Source organism: Streptomyces sp. ML-6, assembly GCF_030116705.1.
Lineage (GTDB): Bacteria > Actinomycetota > Actinomycetes > Streptomycetales > Streptomycetaceae > Streptomyces.
Window position 1 is genome coordinate 3,524,957 of sequence record NZ_JAOTIK010000001.1, and the last position, 18,871, is coordinate 3,543,827.

Annotated in this window: 15 protein-coding genes and 1 riboswitch; of the genes, 8 read left to right on the plus strand and 7 right to left on the minus strand. The window is 74.6% G+C overall.

Annotated elements, in window-relative coordinates:
- Nucleotides 1–58 precede the first annotated feature (58 nt).
- Nucleotides 59–1,879, plus strand: coding sequence for a CDP-glycerol glycerophosphotransferase family protein (locus tag OCT49_RS15430; protein WP_283852460.1), 1,821 nt, complete (start codon nt 59–61; stop codon nt 1,877–1,879).
- Here OCT49_RS15430 and OCT49_RS15435 read toward each other — a convergent pair.
- On the minus strand, nt 1,819–4,086 hold the full coding sequence (locus tag OCT49_RS15435) for an ATP-binding protein (protein WP_283852461.1): 2,268 nt from the start codon (nt 4,084–4,086) through the stop codon (nt 1,819–1,821). The two genes, OCT49_RS15430 and OCT49_RS15435, sit on opposite strands and share 61 nt — an antisense overlap.
- Before the next feature lie 194 nt (nt 4,087–4,280).
- On the opposite strand from OCT49_RS15435, the gene OCT49_RS15440 reads away from it, so the two are divergent.
- Nucleotides 4,281–4,718, plus strand: a complete 438-nt coding sequence (locus tag OCT49_RS15440; protein WP_283852462.1) for a hypothetical protein — start codon at nt 4,281–4,283, stop codon at nt 4,716–4,718.
- 52 nt (nt 4,719–4,770) lie between these two features.
- On the opposite strand, the gene cobN is transcribed toward OCT49_RS15440, so the two are convergent.
- Nucleotides 4,771–8,367 carry a cobaltochelatase subunit CobN gene (cobN, locus tag OCT49_RS15445; RefSeq protein WP_283855810.1) on the minus strand — a complete coding sequence of 1,199 codons (3,597 nt, stop codon included), beginning with the start codon at nt 8,365–8,367 and terminating at the stop codon, nt 4,771–4,773.
- 91 nt (nt 8,368–8,458) lie between these two features.
- A riboswitch (cobalamin riboswitch) is annotated at nt 8,459–8,533 on the minus strand.
- 253 nt (nt 8,534–8,786) lie between these two features.
- Here cobN and cobG point away from each other — a divergent pair.
- The 3 genes from cobG to OCT49_RS15460 all read left to right on the plus strand — a co-directional run bounded on the left by cobG (nt 8,787) and on the right by OCT49_RS15460 (nt 12,466).
- On the plus strand, nt 8,787–10,202 hold the full coding sequence (cobG, locus tag OCT49_RS15450; RefSeq protein WP_283852463.1) for a precorrin-3B synthase: 1,416 nt from the start codon (nt 8,787–8,789) through the stop codon (nt 10,200–10,202).
- A gap of 117 nt (nt 10,203–10,319) precedes the next feature.
- Nucleotides 10,320–10,946, plus strand: coding sequence for a precorrin-8X methylmutase (locus OCT49_RS15455; RefSeq protein ID WP_283852464.1), 627 nt, complete (start codon nt 10,320–10,322; stop codon nt 10,944–10,946).
- Nucleotides 10,943–12,466: a precorrin-2 C(20)-methyltransferase gene (locus OCT49_RS15460; protein WP_283852465.1), complete on the plus strand. Its 1,524-nt coding sequence runs from the start codon at nt 10,943–10,945 to the stop codon at nt 12,464–12,466. The genes OCT49_RS15455 and OCT49_RS15460 overlap by 4 nt, the downstream gene beginning before the upstream one ends.
- Nucleotides 12,467–12,543: 77 nt before the next feature.
- Here the strand turns inward: OCT49_RS15460 and OCT49_RS15465 are convergent, their stop codons facing one another.
- Complete coding sequence (locus tag OCT49_RS15465; protein ID WP_283852466.1) at nt 12,544–13,308, minus strand: cobalt-precorrin-6A reductase; 765 nt, start codon at nt 13,306–13,308, stop codon at nt 12,544–12,546.
- An 11-nt stretch (nt 13,309–13,319) separates the two neighbouring features.
- On the opposite strand from OCT49_RS15465, the gene OCT49_RS15470 reads away from it, so the two are divergent.
- Nucleotides 13,320–14,435, plus strand: a complete 1,116-nt coding sequence (locus OCT49_RS15470) for a cobalt-precorrin-5B (C(1))-methyltransferase (protein WP_283852467.1) — start codon at nt 13,320–13,322, stop codon at nt 14,433–14,435.
- 83 nt (nt 14,436–14,518) lie between these two features.
- Here OCT49_RS15470 and cobM read toward each other — a convergent pair whose 3' ends face one another.
- The 4 genes from cobM to OCT49_RS15490 form a co-directional block, all read right to left on the minus strand.
- Nucleotides 14,519–15,268 carry a precorrin-4 C(11)-methyltransferase gene (cobM, locus tag OCT49_RS15475; RefSeq protein WP_283852468.1) on the minus strand — a complete coding sequence of 250 codons (750 nt, stop codon included), beginning with the start codon at nt 15,266–15,268 and terminating at the stop codon, nt 14,519–14,521.
- On the minus strand, nt 15,265–16,566 hold the full coding sequence (gene cbiE, locus OCT49_RS15480) for a precorrin-6y C5,15-methyltransferase (decarboxylating) subunit CbiE (RefSeq protein WP_283852469.1): 1,302 nt from the start codon (nt 16,564–16,566) through the stop codon (nt 15,265–15,267). The genes cobM and cbiE overlap by 4 nt, the downstream gene beginning before the upstream one ends.
- A 234-nt stretch (nt 16,567–16,800) precedes the next feature.
- Complete coding sequence (locus OCT49_RS15485; RefSeq protein WP_283852470.1) at nt 16,801–17,205, minus strand: VOC family protein; 405 nt, start codon at nt 17,203–17,205, stop codon at nt 16,801–16,803.
- A gap of 149 nt (nt 17,206–17,354) precedes the next feature.
- Nucleotides 17,355–17,525: a hypothetical protein gene (locus OCT49_RS15490; RefSeq protein WP_283852471.1), complete on the minus strand. Its 171-nt coding sequence runs from the start codon at nt 17,523–17,525 to the stop codon at nt 17,355–17,357.
- 113 nt (nt 17,526–17,638) lie between these two features.
- Between OCT49_RS15490 and OCT49_RS15495 the strand changes: the two genes are divergently transcribed.
- Both OCT49_RS15495 and OCT49_RS15500 read left to right on the plus strand, forming a co-directional pair.
- Nucleotides 17,639–18,319 (plus strand): TetR/AcrR family transcriptional regulator, encoded by a 681-nt coding sequence (locus tag OCT49_RS15495; protein WP_283855811.1) that lies wholly within the window; start codon nt 17,639–17,641, stop codon nt 18,317–18,319.
- 216 nt (nt 18,320–18,535) lie between these two features.
- On the plus strand, nt 18,536–18,703 hold the full coding sequence (locus OCT49_RS15500) for a hypothetical protein (protein ID WP_283852472.1): 168 nt from the start codon (nt 18,536–18,538) through the stop codon (nt 18,701–18,703).
- The last annotated feature ends 168 nt before the right edge of the window (nt 18,704–18,871 follow it).

Below are 18,871 nucleotides of genomic sequence, written 5' to 3' on the forward strand. Positions count from 1 at the left end.
GAGCCGGGAGCCGTCCGACCAGGTTGTGTGCGATCCTGCGGTCGGGCGGAGGTGTGCGATGAAGTCCGACGAGCGCATTCTCGTCCCCGTGGGGCCCGACGCCGCGCGTTGGCGGACCTTCGGCAGCGAGCGGACGCTGGTGGTCGCCGCGAGGACGGTGACCTCGCTGGTCCGCGTGCTGGACGTGGTGCCCGAGATCGTGCACGACGATCCGCGGATCACCGTGGTGTTCGCGTACGATCCGACGTCCGCCTTCAACGACGGCGTGCTCGACCTGCTCCGGGCGTCGGGATGCCGCACCCTGCCATGGCCCCAGCTCGCGGAGCTCTCGCCCGACCTGTTGATCTCCGCCTCCGAGAACATCAAGGTGCCGCCCGGCGACTATCCGGTGCTGGTGCTGCCGCACGGGGTCGGCTTCCACAAACAGGTCCCCGATTCCGCGGGGCCGGGCACCAGGCTTTCCGGTCTGGTCCATGACGACCTCCTGACGGCCCGGCGCGCCTGGCTCGCGGTGTCCCATCCGGACCAGGAGGCCCAGCTGGCGGCCGCCCACCCCGGCGCGGCCGGAAGGACCGTGCTCGTCGGCGACCCCTGCCTCGACCGGCTCCGGGCCAGCGTCCGGTGGCGGGAGCGCTACCGCTCCGCCCTCGGGGTGCTTCCCGGCCAGCGACTGGTCCTCGTGAGTTCGACCTGGGGCGAGGAGTCGCTCGCCGGGTCGTGGCCGGGGCTCCCCGCGGATCTTCTGGCCCAGCTCCCCGCCGACGAGTTCCGGGTGGCCCTGGTCCTGCATCCGAACGTCTGGTCCGGCCACGGCTCCTGGCAGGTCCGGGTCATGCAGCAGAGCGCGCTGGAGGCCGGCCTGATCGCCGTCGACCCCACGGACGGCTGGCAGCAAACCCTGGTGGCCTCCGACCTGGTGATCGGGGATCACGGGTCGGTGACGCTCTACGGCGCGGCGCTCGGGCGTCCGGTCCTGCTCGGCACGTTCGGTTCGGAGGCCGTTCCCGGTACGGCGGGGCACGCGCTCCGTACCGTCGCGGAACCGCTGGAGGCGGGAAAGCCGTTGCGGGCACAGCTGGAGGCGGCGACGGCCGGTCACCGGGCGGACCGGTACGAGGCGATCACCGCCGGGGCCTTCGCGGACCCGGGGAAGGCCCTGCCCCGGTTGCGCGCGCTGGTCTACGACCTGCTCGGGCTGGCCCGGCCCGAGCGGCCCGCCCGGGGTCCGCAGGTGTTCCCCCTCCCCGCCCCGGACGCCGCGCGAGCCCTGTCGCTGATGGTGCACACCTCCGTCGCCCGGAGCGCCGGGGACGAATTGCAGGTGGAGGTCCGCCGTTTCCCGGCCGCGCTGGCCGAGGAGACCGCCGAGGACGAGACCTCCTTCTGGCACCTGGCCTGCGATGTCGATGAGCCGGACACCCGTCTCGTCGAGAGTGCCGCCGTCGTGAGCTCGGCGTCGGAGATCCTCGCCCCGGAGGCGGGCCTCCTTCGCGCGACGGATCTTCTGGCCGACTTTCCGGGCGCCCGGATCGCCGCGCTGACCAGTGAGGACGGCTGTGTTCTCGGGCTGCGTGACGGACGGCGTGTGCATGTCCGCGCCACCGGCCTGCCGGGCCTCGACCCCGGCACTGCCGCGGCGGCTGTCTACTCCTGTCTGCGTCTCGGTGTGCCGGTGGACGGCACGGCGCTGGTCCTGCGGCACGGAGCGTGCCGGCAGCGGCTGCTGCTCCGCGAGGTGCGGCTCCGGTCGGATCAGCCGGGGGCAAGCCGGGCAGGCGCCTCGGATCAGCCGGGGGCAAGCCGGGCAGGCGCCTCGGATCAGCCGGGGGCAAGCCGGGCCAGGACCTCGGCCGCCCTCGGGCTGCCGCCCTCCTCGTAGACCGCGAGGGCCCGGCGCAGGCAGCGCCGGGCGGCGTCCGGGTCGTCCACCAGCAGGTCTGCCAGGTCCTCCAGCGCCTGGGCCTCGTAGTGCGAGGCCTCGCTCCGGTTCAGGTCGTCGGCGGCCCGGGACAGAGCCGCCACCGCCTCCACGCGGGCGCCCTGCCGGGCCAGGACCCGGCCGGTGTCGGCCAGCGCCCGGGCCGCCATCCGCCGGTCCCGCAGGGCGAGGAACGCCTCCCGGGCCTGGTCGAGGGCGGCCAGGGCGGTGGTGTGGTCGCCGGACGCGCTCTGCGCGCGGCCCAGGAAGTAGTGGGCCAGGGCCTGGCCCCGCTCCTCCCCCGCCTCGGTGTTGAGGGCGAGCGAGGTGCGGTACGCGTCCACCGCTCGGGCCGGGTCGTGCAGGTCCCAGTAACGGCCGAGAAACTCCTGCACCGATGCCTGGAGCACCGGCTGCCCCGACTCCACGGCCAGTTGCTCGGCCCTGTCCAGCTCCGACTTGGCCCGATCGTCCTGCCCCAGGTCGAGCAGTGGCCGGGACAGCAGGCTGCGCAGCCGTGCCTCGGCCGCCGGGTTCCCGTCCCGCCGTGCCGCTTCGGCGCCCAGTTCGAGCGACTCCCGCCAGTCCGCGAGGTGCCGGTGGTGGAAGAAGAGGGCGGTGAACGCCTCGGCCGTCCGCCACACCGGCCGGTCGAGGCCGAACCCGGAGGCGGCCCTGAGCACGGCGAGGATGTTGGCCCGTTCGGCCTCCATCCAGTTGATCGCGGCGCCGCCGGGATCGGCCGCGTCGATGAACGGTCCGGGATCGGCCGCGTCGGCGAACGGTTCGGAAGCGGCCGTGGCGGCCGGGGCGGCCGTACCGGTCCGATCCGCGGGTACATCGGCCGTGCCGGTTTCGTCGGCGGGTACGGGGACCCGGAACCGGTCGGCCCGGATGGCGTGGTCCGCCGCCGTGGTCAGCGCGAGGTAGTGGCCGGCGATCCTGCGGACCGTGTCCCGTTCGGTCCCGGGCGGGTCGAGGGTTCGGGCGGTTTCCCGGGCGTGGAGCCGGACCAGGCCGTGCAGCACGTATCTGCGGTCGTCCATGACGGCCAGCAGGCTGGCGGTTTCCAGTACGTCCAGTGCTTCCTGGGCCTCGTCGGCCGACCGCAGTCCGGCGGCCACCGCCGCCACGGCGGTGTCGAAACTGAGGCCGGGCAGGAAGCCCAGGGCCCGGTACATGCGTGCGGCGGGGACGGGGAGGTCCCGGTAGGCCAGTTCGAGAGTGGCGGACACGGTGCGCTCCTCGTGGGCTGAGGACACGACGATGCGGCCGAGGCGGCTCTGCTCGTCGGACAGTTCGTCGACCAGCGCGCCGACCGTCAGACGGCGGTGGGTCACCAGTCGTGCGGCGCAGATGCGCAGGGCCAGCGGCAGACCGCCGCACAGCTCGACCAGTCGGGCCGCGGCCTCCGGTTCGTCCGAGATCCGCGAGGGGCCGCAGAGCACCGACAGCAGTTCCAGGGCGTTCTCGTCGTCCAGGACGTCGAGTTGCAGCAGGGCCGCTCCGTCGAGGACCAGCTCCCCGAGCCGCCAGGTGCTGGTCGCCAGTACGGCGCTGCCCGGCCCCTGCGGCAGGAGGGCGGTGACCTGGGCCGGACGGGTCACGTCGTCCAGGACCACCAGCATCCGCCGCTCGGCGGACAGGTCACGGTACAGGGCCGTGCGGTCGGCGAGGCCGGCCGGCAGGTACGGCTCGTGCACGCCCAGGGCGCGCAGGCAGCGGGCGAGCGCCTCCGAGACGTCCGCGCCGGGGCCGGCCCGCAGCCCGGCGAAGTCCACGAAGAGCTGCCCGCCGGGGAAGCGCGGCCGGTTCTTGTGGGCCCACTGGCAGGCGGCGGCCGTCTTGCCGATTCCGGGGAGCCCGTTGAAGACGCCGATCGGACAGCCGTCCGGATCGTCGTGGCCGAGTAAGTCGTCCAGCTCCGCCAGGGGCTCCTCGCGGTCGACGAAGCCGCGCGGTGGTCTCGGTACCTGGTCGGGGCGGCGACCGGCGGGCTTCTCCTGCACCGCTTGGTAGTTGAAGGTGATGCCGCCGTGCACGTTTCCCGCCTGGACCAGCTGTCCGTCGGACGTACCGGGAAAACTGTTGGTGATCCCCGCCGGAGCAGGCCGTTCCGGAACAGGCTGCTCCGGCGCGGGGTGTTCCGGCTCGCTCCGCATGCTCATGAACCCACCGCCTCCCGGGCCTCTCCGGTCCATGGTCACCGTACTGGACCCCCTGGTCCGGAGGGGGGTGTTCCGTCGGGGCGCCGTCGGCCGTGTCCGGGGCCGGAGGTGCCGGATGTGCCGGAACCGTTCCACCGCCCCGGGCGACCGTCCTAGGGTGAGGACGATCCGACTCCGACCGAGGAGGCCCCAGCATGGACCCGATCACCGCGGCAGCCCTCGCCGCGCTGGCCGGCAGTATCGGCAGCGAAGCCGGACGGCAGACCTGGCAGGGGCTCACCGCACTGGTGCGGCGCCCGTTCCGGCGGGGTTCGGCGCAGGGAGCGGAGGACGACGGGGCGCCCCGGATCAGCTCCGGCGAATTGGAAGCCGCCGCGCTGGAGGGTGATCCCGCCGACCCGCTGCGCGCCCAGGCCCTGGCCACGGCCCTCGGCGTACGGGCGGCCCTGGACGGGGAGTTCCGGGTGCTGCTGGAGGAGTGGTGGCGGCAGGCCCGGTCCGGTTCCCCGGGCGGCGAGGTGCACAACTCCGTCAGCGGCGGAACCCAGAACGGCCCGGTGCTCCAGGGGCGAGACTTCTTCGGCCCCACCTTCAACATGACCCGCACCACGGGAACTTCCGGCCAGGAGTGACCGCCCGGGGCCCGTCCGGTGGGACGGGCGGCCCCGGGCGCGCACGCGGAGGTCAGTCCTCGCCCTCCAGGTTGCCCTCCGTCTCCAGGTACGCCTCGCGCAGGGCGGCGAGGATCTCCGGGTCGGGCTCGGCCCACATGCCGCGGGACTCCGCCTCCAGGAGACGTTCCGCGATGCCGTGCAGGGCCCAGGGGTTGGCCTGCTGGAGGAACTCGCGGTTGGTCGGGTCCAGGACGTACGTCTCGGTGAGCTTGTCGTACATCCAGTCGGCGACCACGCCCGTCGTCGCGTCGTAGCCGAAGAGGTAGTCGACGGTGGCGGCGAGTTCGAAGGCGCCCTTGTAGCCGTGCCGCCGCATCGCCTCGATCCACTTGGGGTTCACCACCCGGGCGCGGAAGACCCGGGACGTCTCCTCGACCAGGGTGCGGGTGCGGACCGTCTCGGGGCGGGTGGAGTCGCCGATGTACGCCTCCGGGGCGGTGCCGCGCAGTGCCCGGACGGTGGCGACCATGCCGCCGTGGTACTGGAAGTAGTCGTCCGAGTCGGCGATGTCGTGCTCGCGGGTGTCGGTGTTCTTGGCGGCGACCGCGATCCGCTTGTACGCCGTCTCCATCTCCTCGCGGGCCGGGCGGCCGTCCAGTTCGCGGCCGTAGGCGTAGCCGCCCCACACCGTGTAGACCTCGGCGAGGTCCGCGTCGGTGCGCCAGTCACGGGAGTCGATGAGCTGGAGCAGTCCGGCGCCGTACGTGCCGGGGCGGGAGCCGAAGATGCGGGTGGTGGCGCGGCGTTCGTCGCCGTGGGCGGCCAGGTCCGCCTGGGCGTGGGCGCGTACGTGGTTCTGCTCGGCCGGTTCGTCCAGGGCGGCGACGAGGCGGACCGCGTCGTCGAGCAGGCCGATGGTGTGCGGGAAGGCGTCACGGAAGAAACCGCTGATGCGGAGGGTGACGTCGATGCGCGGGCGGCCGAGTTCGGCGGGCGGGATCGCCTCCAGGCCGGTGACGCGCCGCGAGGCGTCGTCCCACACCGGGCGGACGCCGAGCAGTGCGAGGGCCTCGGCGACGTCGTCGCCCGCGGTGCGCATCGCGCTGGTGCCCCACAGCGACAGGCCGACCGAGGTGGGCCAGTCGCCGTTGTCGGCGCGGTAGCGCTCCAGGAGCGAGTCCGCGAGGGCCTGGCCGGTCTCCCAGGCGAGCCGGGAGGGCACCGCCTTGGGGTCGACGGAGTAGAAGTTGCGCCCGGTCGGCAGCACGTTGACCAGGCCGCGCAGCGGGGAGCCGGAGGGTCCGGCGGGAACGAATCCGCCGTTCAGCGCGTGGAGCGCGTGGTCGAGTTCGTCGGTCGTGGCGGCCAGCCTCGGCACCACCTCGCGGGCGGCGAAGGCGAGGATGTCGGCGACGGCCTGCGGATGTCCGGCCGCCACCCCGGCGACGGCGTCCGGGGACCAGTCGGCGTCCTCCATCGCCTGGACCAGGGCGCGGGCCCGTTCCTCGGCCTCGTCGGCGGTGACCCGGGTCGCGGCGGACTCGTCGAGCCCGAGCGCCTCGCGCAGTCCCGGCAACGCGGCGGTGCCGCCCCAGATCTGACGAGCCCTCAGGATCGCGAGCACCAGGTTGACCCGGTCGGCACCGGCGGGGGCGCCGCCCAGGACGTGCAGGCCGTCGCGGATCTGGACGTCCTTGATCTCGCAGAGCCAGCCGTCGAGATGCATGATGAAGTCGTCGAAGCCCTCGTCCTCGGGACGGTCCTCGATGCCCAGGTCGTGGTCGAGCTTGGCGGCCTGGATCAGGGTCCAGATCTGGGCCCGGATCGCCGGGAGCTTCGCCGGGTCCATCGCGGCGATCTGGGCGTGCTCGTCCAGGAGTTGTTCGAGGCGGGCGATGTCCCCGTAGCTGTCGGCGCGCGCCATCGGCGGTACGAGGTGGTCGACGAGGGTGGCGTGCACGCGACGCTTGGCCTGGGTTCCCTCGCCCGGGTCGTTGACCAGGAACGGGTAGATCAGCGGGAGGTCGCCGAGCGCGGCGTCGGGGCCGCAGGCGGCGGAGAGCCCGGCGTTCTTGCCGGGCAGCCATTCCAGGTTGCCGTGCTTGCCGAGGTGGATCATCGCGTCGGCGCCGAAGCCGTTGTCGTCGGCCGGGGCGGCGATCCAGCGGTAGGCGGCCAGGTAGTGGTGCGAGGGCGGCAGGTCCGGGTCGTGGTAGATCGCGATCGGGTTCTCGCCGAAGCCGCGCGGCGGCTGGATGAGGATCAGCAGGTTGCCGCGGCGCAGGGCGGCGAGGACGATGTCGCCCTCCGGGTTGCGGGACCGGTCGACGAACATTTCGCCGGGGGCGGGCCCCCAGTGCTCCTCGACGGCCTCGCGGAGCTCGGCCGGCAGGGTCGCGTACCAGCGCCGGTAGTCGGCGGCCGGGATGCGGACCGGGTTGCGGGCCAGCTGCTCCTCGGTGAGCCATTCCTGGTCGTGGCCGCCCGCCTCGATCAGCGCGCGGATCAGCTCGTCGCCGTCGCCCGACGCGAGCCCGGGGACCTCCTCCGTGCCGAAGTCGTAGCCCTCCGCCCGGAGGCGGCGCAGCAGGGCGACGGCGCTGGCGGGGGTGTCGAGGCCGACGGCGTTGCCGATCCGGGAGTGCTTGGTCGGGTACGCGGACAGGACGAGCGCGATCCGCTTCTCGGCGGCCGGGATGTGGCGCAGCCGGGCGTGCCGTACGGCGATCCCGGCGACGCGGGCGGCGCGTTCGGCATCGGCGACGTACACGGGCAGGCCGTCCGCGTCGATCTCCTTGAACGAGAACGGCACCGTGATCAGGCGGCCGTCGAACTCGGGGACGGCGATCTGGCTCGCGGCGTCCAGCGGGGAGACGCCCTCGTCGTTGCCCTCCCAGTCGGCGCGCGAGCCGGTGAGGCAGAGCGCCTGGAGCACGGGCACGTCGAGGCCGGTGAGGGCGCCCGCGTCCCAGGACTCGTCGTCGCCGCCGGCCGATGCCTCGGCGGGCCGGGTGCCGCCCGCGGCGAGCACGGTGGTCACGATCGCGTCGGCGTCGCGCAGGGCTTCGACGAGTTCGGGTTCGGGGGTGCGCAGCGAGGCGACGTACAGCGGCAGGGGCCGGCCGCCCGCGTCCTCGACGGCGCGGCACAGGGTGTCGACGAACGCGGTGTTGCCGCTCATGTGGTGGGCGCGGTAGTAGAGGACGGCGACCGTCGGGCCGTCCGTGCGCCGGGGCGTGCGCTCCAGCGGTCCCCAGGAGGGGGCCGGGGCGGGCGGCGCGAAGCCGTGACCGGTGAGCAGGACGGTGTCGGAGAGGAAGCGGGCGAGCTGGTCCAGGTTGGCCGGCCCGCCGTGGGCCAGGTAGGCGTGGGCCTCGGCGGCGATGCCGATGGGCACCGTCGAGGCGGCCATCAGCTGGGCGTCGGGGGCCTGTTCGCCGGTGAGGACGACCACGGGGCGTCCGGTGGCGAGGACTTGGTCGAGGCCGTCCTGCCAGGCGCGTACCCCGCCGAGGAGACGGACGACGACCAGTTCGGCGCCCTCCAGGAGTTCCGGCAGGTCCTGGAGCGGGAGCCGGGAGGGGTTGGCGAAGCGGTAGGGGACCGGGCCGTCGGAGGCGCGGGCGCTGAGCAGGTCGGTGTCGGACGTCGACAGGAGCAGGATCATGCGGCGTCTGGCCTTCCTCGGGGTGTCCACGCCCCGGGCGGTGTCGGAATGGGTCTCCCCTGCTCGGCACGGACCGAGCGCTCGGGGAAGGGAGTTCCTGACTCGCCCGGCCGGTGGGCCGGGCTCACAGTGGCGGGACCGCGCCGGATTCTCACCGGGCTTCCTCCCCTGTCGACGTGCCGGATGGCCCGTCGGTGGGGTGTTCGTGGTGCCCCGCCGCGGGGCGGGGCACCACGAACACCCCCGGGGCATAGTACGGCCGACCGGTGGCCGGGGGTCGGGGAGCGGGGGTGAGGGGGAGCGGGGGTGAGGGGCGGGGGCCGGTTCACCTGGCGGGGCGGGACGAGGGGGCGGGGGCCGGGGAGCGGGAGCGGGGGGCCAACCATTGGGGGACATACGGTTCCGATGGGGCGGTCGGTATGCTCGCCGCCATGTCTTCGCCGGTCGCTCCGTCCCCGCCCCCGGGAGACCCGTCTCCCCGGGACCGCGACGACGCCTGCCCCGGCACGCTGCGGCTGCACGGCGCGGACGACGGCGCGCTGGCCCGGGTCCGGGTTCCCGGCGGCGTGCTGGACGCGGCGCAGGCGGACGCGCTGGGCAGGGCCGCCGAGGAGCTGGGCGACGGTGAGTTGCATCTCACTTCGCGCGGCAACGTGCAGCTGCGCGGCCTGGGCCCGGACTGCGGCGCCGAGTTGGCCCGTCGGCTGGGCGGGGCGGGGCTGCTGCCCTCCGCCCGCCACGAACGGATACGCAACGTGGTGGCGTCCCCGCTCTCGGGGCTCGACGGATCGGGGGCGGGGGACGTCCGTCCCTGGCTGTCCGGGCTGGACGCGCTGCTGTGCGCCGACGACGGGACGGCGGGCCTGTCCGGCCGGTTCCTCTTCGCCCTCGACGACGGGCGCGGCGACGTGGCGGCGCTCGGCGCCGATGTGACCCTGGTCGCACAGCGGGACGGGGCCGCGCTGCTGCGGATCGGCACGGCACGGGCCACCGTCCGGATCCCCGGCGAACGGGCGCCGCAGGCCGCCCTCCTCACCGCCGGGACGTTCCTGGAACGGGCGCGCGACCACGGCGCGTGGCGGGTGGCGGACCTGCCCGGCGGGGCCGAGCGCCTCCACGCCGAAGTCGCCGACCGACTGCGCCGGGCGGGGCTCGTCACCGCCCCGGAGACCTCTGGCACCCCCGGCGCCCCCGACACCCCTGACGCCCCTGACGTCCCCACCAATCGCACCAGTCGCACCGGCCCCGCGCCGGGCATCGTGAACTCCCCCCACGGCACCGCCGCGTTGTCCGTGGGCGTGCCCCTGGGCCGCATCACCGCCGAGCAGTGGCGGACGCTGACGGACACGGCCCGCCGGGGCGACGGCGAACTGCGCCTGACGCCGTGGCGCGGGATCGTCGTCCCCGGGGTGGCCCGGCCGCGGGCCCCGGAACTGCTGGACGAGCTGGGCGCCACCGGCCTCGTCACCGGCCCCGACTCCCCCTGGACCGGGGTGGGCGCCTGCATCGGACGGCCGGGCTGCGCGAAGTCGCTGGCCGACGTGCGGGCCGACGCGGCGGCAGCGCTGGGGCCCGTGGGGGCCCTGCCGGTGTACTGGTCCGGGTGCGAACGCCGGTGCGGGCACCCCCGGGGCGAGTGGGTCGACGTCGTCGCCGGCCCCGACGGGTACCGGGTCTCCCTCGTACGGGACTCTCTCGTACCGGACGATGTCCCAGAGAACCCGGAGAACCCCGAAAACCCCAGCGGCTCAGGCCGTTCCGGCGACTCAGGTGGCTCCGACCGGCTCGCCGCCGCGGTGGCGGCGGCCCGTGGCACGCGCGGCCTGCCCATCTGACCGACGACCTCGCGGCCTCCGGACCCGACCGCTCCACGCCCCCGTGCCCCCACGACTTCCTGCCCCGTGACCCGTGACTCCCCGATCCCATGACCCCCTGAAGAGAGCGAAGAAGCCGTGCACGAGTACGAGAAGGACGGACCGGCGATCTACCGCCAGTCCTTCGCCACGATCCGCGCAGAGGCGGACCTGTCCGGTCTGCCCGCCGATGTCGGTCAGGTCGCGGTCCGCATGATCCACGCCTGCGGCATGGTCGACCTCGTACGCGATCTCGCTTTCAGCCCGGACGTGGTGGCCCGTGCCCGGGCGGCGCTGCGGGCCGGTGCGCCCATCCTGTGCGACGTGGCCATGGTCGCCAGCGGCGTCACCCGCAAGCGGCTGCCCGCGGCGAACGAGGTGGTGTGCACCCTGTCCGACCCGGCGGTGCCCGGCCTCGCGGCGGAGCTGGGCACCACCCGCAGCGCCGCGGCCCTGGAGCTGTGGCGCGACCGGCTGGAGGGTTCGGTGGTCGCCGTCGGGAACGCGCCGACCGCCCTGTTCCGGCTGCTGGAGATGATCGAGGAGGGCGCGCCCCGCCCGGCGGCCGTCATCGGGGTGCCCGTCGGCTTCATCGGCGCGGCCGAGTCCAAGGAGGCCCTGGCCGCGCACCCGTCCGCCCTGGACCACCTGATCGTGCGCGGCCGGCGCGGCGGCAGCGCCATGGCGGCGGCCGCGCTCAACGCCATCGCCAGCGAGGAAGAGTGACCGTGAGCGAGCAGCAGACCGGCCGGCTGTACGGGGTCGGGCTTGGCCCCGGCGACCCGGCCCTGATGACCGTGCGCGCGGTGGAGATCATCGCCGGGGCGGACGTCGTCGCGTACCACAGCGCCCGGCACGGGCGGTCCATCGCCCGGTCCATCGCGGCGGCGCACATCCGCGCCGACCACATCGAGGAACCGCTGGTCTACCCCGTCACGACGGAGACCACGGACCACCCGGGGGGCTACCGGGGCGCGATGGAGGAGTTCTACGCGCAGGCGGCGGCGCGGCTGGCGGAGCACCTGGACGCCGGTCGCACGGTCGCGGTGCTCGCCGAGGGCGACCCGCTCTTCTACGGCTCGTACATGCACATGCACAAGCGGCTCGCCGACCGCTACCCCACCGAGGTGATCCCGGGGGTGACCTCGGTCAGCGCCGCCGCGGCCCGGCTCGGCACCCCGCTCGCCGAGGGCGAGGAGGTGCTGACGATCCTGCCCGGCACCCTGCCGGAGGAGGAGCTGACGGCCCGGCTCGCCGCCACCGACGCGGCCGTGGTCATGAAGCTGGGGCGCACCTTCCCCGCCGTGCGCCGGGCCTTCGAGGCGTCCGGGCGGCTGTCCGAGGCGCATTACGTCGAGCGCGCCACGATGGCCGGGGAACGCCGGGCCGAACTGGCCGGGGTCGACCCCGAGTCGGTGCCGTACTTCGCGGTCGCGGTCCTGCCGAGCGGGGTCGACGCGCCGCGTCCGGGGAACGCGCCGGGCGGCGGCGAGGTGGTCGTCGTCGGCACCGGGCCCGCCGGGCCGCTGTGGCTGACGCCCGAGAGCCGCGGGGCCCTGGCCGCCGCCGACGACCTGGTCGGCTACACCACCTATCTGGACCGGGTGCCGGTCCGTCCGGGGCAGGTGCGGCACGGCTCGGACAACAAGGTCGAGTCGGAGCGCGCCGAGTTCGCCCTCGACCTGGCCCGGCGCGGCCGGCGGGTGGCCGTGGTGTCCGGCGGCGACCCGGGGGTCTTCGCCATGGCGACGGCCGTCCTCGAAGCGGCGTCGCAGGAGGAGTACGCCCAGGTGCCGGTGCGGGTGCTGCCGGGGGTGACGGCGGCCAACGCCGCCGCCGCGCGGGCGGGTGCGCCGCTGGGCCACGACTACGCGACGATATCGCTCTCCGACCGGCTCAAGCCGTGGGAGGTGATCGCGGAGCGGCTGCGCGCGGCGGCCTCGGCGGACCTGGTGCTCGCGCTGTACAACCCCGGTTCGCGCAGCCGGACCTGGCAGGTCGGCAAGGCCCGCGACCTGCTGCTCGAACACCGCTCGCCGGACACGCCCGTGGTCCTGGGCCGGGACGTGGGCGGGCCGGCCGAGAGCGTACGGACGGTGCGCCTGGCCGATCTCGACCCCGCCGAGGTGGACATGCGGACGATCCTGCTCGTCGGCTCCTCGCAGACCCGGTGGGTACGGCGTGGTGACGGCGGGGGCGACGGCGAGCAGATCGTCTGGACGCCCCGCCGCTACCCGGAGGGCTGAGCGCGTACGGGTCCCGGCGGACGGCCGGGACCCGGTACCCGATACCCATACGACGACCGGCCCCGTACGACGGCCGGTCAGGGCCAGTGGATCGTCGGCTGTTCGCGCAGCCAGGCGACGGCCGGTTCCGGGGCCTCGACGACGGGCACGCCCGGTGGCACGGGCGGCCTGCGCACCACCACGACGGGGATGCCCGCCTCGCGGGCCGCGGTGAGCTTGGGTGCCGTGGCCCCGCCCCCGCTGTCCTTCGTGACGAGGACGTCGATGCGGTGACGGTCGATCAGCCGGCGTTCCCCTTCGAGCGTGAACGGGCCCCGGTCGAGCAGGACCTCCATCCGCGCGGGGCACGGCGTGCCGGGGTCGGGGGCGTCCACCGAGCGCATCAGGAACCACAGCGGGTCCGACCCGGCGAAGGCGGCGATCCCCATCCGCCCGGTCGTGAGGAAGACCCGCCGCCCCAGCGCGGGCAGGGCCGCCGCGGCCCCGGCCAGCGAGTCGACCTGGTGCCAGTGGTCGCCGTCACCGGGCACCCAGCCGGGGCGGCGCAGCGCCAGCAGGGGAACATGGGTCGCGGCGGCGGCAGCGGCCGCGTTGAAACTGATCGTCCCGGCGAAAGGATGGGTGGCATCGATGAGCGCGTCCACCCGGTGCGTGCGCAGCCACGCGGCGAGGCCGTCGACCCCGCCGAAACCGCCGATGCGGACCTCCCCCGGCGGAAGCCTCGGACCGGCCACCCGGCCGGCGAGCGAACTGGTCACCCGGGCCCCCGCCGGGGCCGTCCCCACCAGCAGTCCGGCGAGGCGGCGGGCCTCCGTGGTCCCGCCGAGAACGAGTACGTGCATCGGATCCATCCATGAGTGAGGCGAAGGGCGGGCGCAGCGCCCAACTGAAGCACACCGGTCTGCGGCCCGGCTGGACCACCGGGGCCTGTGCGACCGCGGCGGCCACCGCCGCGTACACGGCCCTGCTGACCGGTGACTTCCCCGACCCGGTGACGATCACCCTGCCCAAGGGGCAGACGCCCGCCTTCGCGCTCGCGGTGGAGGAGCTGGCGGCGGACCGGGCGACGGCCGGGGTGGTGAAGGACGCGGGCGACGATCCCGACGTGACGCACGGCGCCCTCGTCCGGGTCACCGTGCGGCGGCTGGGGCCGGGCGCGGGCGTGGTGTTCCGGGCCGGTCCGGGCGTGGGCACGGTCACCCTGCCCGGCCTGCCGCTCGACGTCGGGGAGCCGGCGGTCAACCCCGTGCCTCGGCAGATGATCCGCGACCACATCGCCCTGGTCGCGGCGGAGCACCGGGGTTCGGGGGACGTCGAGGTCACCGTCTCCGTGGACGACGGGGAGGAGCTCGCCCGCTCCACCTGGAACCCGCGCCTCGGCATCCTGGGCGGCCTGTCGATCCTGGGCACGACGGGCGTGGTGGTGCCGTACTCCTGCTCGGCGTGGATCGACTCGATCCGGCGCGGCGTGGACGTGGCCCGGGCCGCCGGGCACACCCATGTGGCCGGCTGCACGGGTTCCACCTCGGAGCGGACCGTGGTGGCCGAGTACGGGCTGCCGGAGATCGCGCTGCTCGACATGGGCGACTTCGCGGGCGCGGTGCTCAAGTACGTGCGCCGTCATCCGGTGGACCGGCTCACCGTCTGCGGCGGGTTCGCCAAGCTGTCGAAGCTGGCCGCCGGCCACCTCGACCTGCACTCGGCCCGGTCCCAGGTCGACAAGGCGTTCCTGGCCGGACTGGCCCGGCGCGGGGGTGCGGACGAGGCGCTGGCGGCCGAGGTGGCGACCGCGAACACGGGCCTGGCCGCGCTCCGTTCGTGCCAGGCGCGGGGCGTCCCGCTCGGGGACCTGGTGGCCGTGGCGGCCCGGGACCAGGCGCTCTCGGTCCTGCGGGGCGCCCCGGTGGCGGTGGACGTCATCTGCATCGACCGGGCGGGCACGGTCGTCGGGCGCAGCGAGGTGCGCTGACGGCTTCCGTACCGGTCACCGGCCGGTGACCGGTGACCGGTACGGAGGGCTCCCCACCCCTCGTACCGGCGTCCGACCGCCCGTCAGCAGACGTGCCGTTCCCGCTGCGGCGAGTAGAGGTGGCTGTCGCGGAACTGCTCGGCGCCGAGCGTGCGGCCGACCATGATGACGGCGGTACGGATCACTCCCGCCGACTTCACCTGCTCCGCGATGTCGTCGAGGGTCCCGCGCAGGATCAGCTCGTCCGGGCGGGAGGCCAGTGCCACGACGGCGGCCGGGCAGTCGGCCCCGTAGTGCGGCAGCAGTTCCGCCACGACGCGGTCGACGTACCGGGCGGCGAGGTGCAGCACGATCAGTGCCCCGCTGCGGCCCAGCGTGGCCAGGTCCTCGCCCTCGGGCATGGCGGTGGCGCGCTGGGCGATCCGGGTGAGGATGACGGTCTGGCCGACGGTCGGCACGGTCAGTTCCCGCTTGAGCGCCGCGGCGGCGGCCGCGAACGCGGGGACGCCCGGCACCACCTCGTAGGGCACCCCGGCCTCGTCGAGCCGCCGCATCTGCTCGTTGACCGCGCTGAACACCGACGGGTCGCCCGAGTGCAGCCGGGCCACGTCCTGGCCGGCCTCGTGCGCGGCCAGGAGTTCGGCGGTGATCTGGTCGATGTCGAGCTGGGCGGTGTCCACCAGGCGGGCGTCCGGCGGGCATTCGGCGAGCAGTTCGCGGGGCACCAGGCTGCCCGCGTACAGGCACACCCCGCAGGCGGCGAGCGTGCGGGCGCCGCGCACCGTGATCAGGTCGGCCGCACCCGGGCCCGCGCCGATGAAGTACACGGTCATCTGTTGTCTCCTGGATCTTCCGCGGACACCCGTGCGGGGCGTTCCGCGACGGGGGTGGTCGAGGTTCTGCGCACGGACCACTGGGTGACCGGCATGGCCTGCCGCCAGCCGGTGAAGCCGCCGACCGGCACGGCGTGCGCGACGGCGAGCCGGACCAGTTCGCCGCCGTACCGCCGGTGCGCCCCGGCGAGCAGGGCCTCGGACTCCAGCGTGACCGTGTTGGCGACCAGCCGGCCGCCGCCGGGCAGCGCCTCCCAGCAGGCGTCGAGGAGGCCGGGCGCGGTCAGTCCGCCGCCGATGAACACGGCGTCGGGCGCGGGCAGTCCGGCCAGTCCGTCCGGGGCCCGGCCGGTGACGACGCGCAGTGCGGGCACCCCGAGGCGGTCGGCGTTGCGCGCGATGCGTTCCGCCCGCGCCGGGTCGCGTTCCACGCAGATCGCGCGGCAGGACGGGTGGGTCCGCATCCACTCGATCGCGATGGACCCCGAGCCGCCGCCGATGTCCCACAGGAGTTCGCCGGGGGCGGGCGCGAGCACGCCGAGGGTGGTGGCCCGCACATGGCGCTTGGTGAGCTGCCCGTCGTGCTCGTACGCCTCGTCGGGCAGGCCCGGTACGGCGCCCAGGCGCAGGGCTTCGGGGGCGCGGCGGCATTCGACCGCGACGATGTTCAACGGGTCGCCCGGCGGGTGCGGCCAGTGGTCCGCGGTGCCCTCCGTGCAGGACTCGTCCGTGCCGCCGAGCTGTTCGAGCACCCGCAGCCGGCTCGGGCCGAAGCCCCGTTCGCGCAGCAGGCCGGCCACCTCGGCGGGGGTGGTGGCGTCCGCGCTGAGGACCAGCAGCCGTCGGCCGTCGTGGAGGGCGGCGGCCAGCCGGGCGGCGGGGCGGCCGACCAGGGTGACGACCTCGGTGTCCTCCAGCGGCCAGCCGATGCGGGCGCAGGCGTAGGAGACGGACGAGGGGTGCGGCACGACGTGCAGCGCGGCGGCGCCCAGCACTTCGGTCAGGGCCCGGCCGATCCCGTAGAACATGGGGTCGCCGCTGGCCAGGACGGCGATCCTGCTGCCCGCGTGCTCGGCGAGCAGACCGGGGACGGCGGGCCTCAGCGGTGACGGCCACGGCACCCGGCGTCCCGCGCACGACGGCGGGAGCAGGTCGAGCTGCCGTCCGCCGCCGATCAGCACCTGCGCGGCGGTCAGCGCCTCGCGGGCCGGCCCGGACAGTCCCGGCCAGCCGTCGGCACCGATCCCTACGACGGTCACCGCAGGTGGGGCGGGGGGTTCGGGTGGGGCGAGGGTCACGGCCGGTACCTCGGTGCTCGGGGGCTGACGCAGCCGAACTCTACTGTCCGGCCCCGATCACGCACCGGCCAGGTGACCTCCGCCGATGCCGTCCGGGCGGCACGCTCCGGGGAGGTCGGGGAGGTCTGCGGAGCGTGCCGCCCGGGCTGCCGGGGCTCGGTGCGGTACGGGGGCCCGGTCCGGCGCACGGGCCGGAACCCCCGTACGGCCGTGGGGATCGCTCCCCGACGGGCCTCATGATCCGTCCGGTCCGGTGGCCGCGGCGTCGGCCCATTCGACGAACTGGACGACGACCCCGTTGGGGTCCTGGACCTGGAACAGGCGCTCGCCCCAGGGCTCCTCGCGCAGCGGCATGGTGATCTCGACGCCCTCGGCGCGCAGCCGCTTCTCCTCCGCCTCGATGCCGGTGAGGGTGAGGGCGAGGATCAGGCCCGAGGCGTGCCGGTCGCGCTGGTCGGCCGGCAGGACCTCGGTGCCGCGCTGCAGCAGGACGATGTCGGCGGCGGCGTCCTGGCGGGTGAGCGAGGCGAATCCGTCCGCCGCGACCCGCACCTGGTAGGCGAGGTGCGTGGTGAAGAAGTCCTGGGACGCGGCGACGTCGTCGACGGTGAGCGAGACGGTGGTGGCGGTGATCTGCAAGGCGGCTTCCTGTCCGTGGGAGGGATGAACGGTCCGTACGGGGCTGGATGCCCGCGTGGGGCCGGGTGGCCGGGTGGCCGCGTGGGGCCGGGTGGCCGTACGGGGCCAAGTGCCCGTACAGGGGCGGGGCTTCGGTCGGGGCCGGGACGTCAGTAGGAGCGGCGGCGCGGGATGTTGCGCAGGGGGCGGGCGTTGCCCGGGATGCGTCCGGCGGAGGGCGGGGCGACGAACCGGGATCGACGATTCCCCTTGTTGTCGGGCTGGTTGGCCTGCTCTGCCGCCTGGTTCGCGAGGAACGTGACGAGGTCGGTCTTCCGCATGACCATTCCTTTCCGTCGGGGGAAATTTGCGACGGAGGTAAACTTAGAGCGAGCCTCATCAGGGTGTCAACATAAAAATGCCATGGAGGTAAGATTCCCTCGTGAGCATCGACATGGAACCGAAGACGGACACCACCCCACCCCCCGGAACGCCGGGCGCACCGGGCCTGCGGGAGACCAAGAAGCGGGAGACCCGACAGCTGATCTCCGACCACGCCACCAGGCTCTTCATCGAGCAGGGCTTCGAGCGGACGACCATCGCGGAGATCGCCGTCGCGGCACGCGTGGCCAAGAAGACGGTGACCAACTACTTCCCGCGCAAGGAGGACCTGGCCCTCGACCACCAGGAGGCGTTCATCGACAGCTCGGCCCAGGTCGTGGCCTCCCGCGAGGAGGGCGAGTCCGCCCTGGCCGCCCTGCGCCGGGACTTCGGGGCGGCGGTGGCGGCACAGAACCCGGTCCAGGGCTTCGCGGGACCGGAGTTCTCGCGCATGATCGCCGACAGCCCCACCCTCTCGGCCTGCCTGCGCGGCCTGCACGACCAGCGCGAGGAGGCGTTGGCCGCCACCCTCGCCGAGGCCACCGGCTCCACCCCCGACGACATCACCGTGCGCACGGCGGCGGCCCTGCTCGGCGCGGTGCAGCGCACCCTGTTCCAGCGCGTCCAGGAACTCACCCTCACCGGTCTCACCAACCCGGAGATCGCCGAGATCGTCGCGGCGGAAGGGGACCGCGCCTTCGGCCTGCTCGAACCGGCGCTCGCGGACTACGCCACGGCCGGTCCCGCATCGTGAACCGGAGAACCCGGCCGGCCCGCCGCCCCGCGAACCGAAGAAGCCGGGCGGCGCACCACCCTGCGGACCGCCCGGCCGGGGCGGCACGCCATCCCGCGCACCGGACGGCCCGGAGGTAGCCGCACTCGGCGACCGTGATACGAAATGCACCTTTTATGCCTGCGTGCGAGTCTGGTCATGGCCCATCGTCCGAGATCCGCAACAGGAGGCACGATCGTGGGCAAGAAGCAGAGTCGGCAGAACCGCGGCGCCCGCACCGGCGGCCACGAACGCAGCGCCCCTCCGGAGACGAAGGAACGGACGCAGCCGACCACCCCGGACCCGGTGCGCTCGATCTCAGAACAGGTCTCCCACCGGAAGCAGCGGAGGTTCGGCCACAACTGACCCTCCCGGCAGTACGACAACCGCCCTCTGCGGTGGCACCCCCAAGGGGAACGCCACCGCAGAGGGCGTTTTTCGTTGAGACAACCCCCGCCCCGCGCCCGCCCCCACCTCCGCACCCGGATTCGCGCCCGGACCCGCACCCCCAGCCCCGCCCGCGCCCGGACCCCC

What these genes read in the sequence shown, in the direction of transcription:
- OCT49_RS15430 (WP_283852460.1), top strand. Translation starts at nt 59, where the DNA reads ATGAAGTCCGACGAGCGCATTCTCGTCCCCGTGGGGCCCGACGCCGCG.
- OCT49_RS15435 (WP_283852461.1), bottom strand. Translation starts at nt 4,086, where the DNA reads ATGAGCATGCGGAGCGAGCCGGAACACCCCGCGCCGGAGCAGCCTGTT.
- OCT49_RS15440 (WP_283852462.1), top strand. Translation starts at nt 4,281, where the DNA reads ATGGACCCGATCACCGCGGCAGCCCTCGCCGCGCTGGCCGGCAGTATC.
- cobN (WP_283855810.1), bottom strand. Translation starts at nt 8,367, where the DNA reads ATGATCCTGCTCCTGTCGACGTCCGACACCGACCTGCTCAGCGCCCGC.
- cobG (WP_283852463.1), top strand. Translation starts at nt 8,787, where the DNA reads ATGCTCGCCGCCATGTCTTCGCCGGTCGCTCCGTCCCCGCCCCCGGGA.
- OCT49_RS15465 (WP_283852466.1), bottom strand. Translation starts at nt 13,308, where the DNA reads ATGCACGTACTCGTTCTCGGCGGGACCACGGAGGCCCGCCGCCTCGCC.
- OCT49_RS15470 (WP_283852467.1), top strand. Translation starts at nt 13,320, where the DNA reads ATGAGTGAGGCGAAGGGCGGGCGCAGCGCCCAACTGAAGCACACCGGT.
- cobM (WP_283852468.1), bottom strand. Translation starts at nt 15,268, where the DNA reads ATGACCGTGTACTTCATCGGCGCGGGCCCGGGTGCGGCCGACCTGATC.
- OCT49_RS15490 (WP_283852471.1), bottom strand. Translation starts at nt 17,525, where the DNA reads ATGCGGAAGACCGACCTCGTCACGTTCCTCGCGAACCAGGCGGCAGAG.
- OCT49_RS15495 (WP_283855811.1), top strand. Translation starts at nt 17,639, where the DNA reads ATGGAACCGAAGACGGACACCACCCCACCCCCCGGAACGCCGGGCGCA.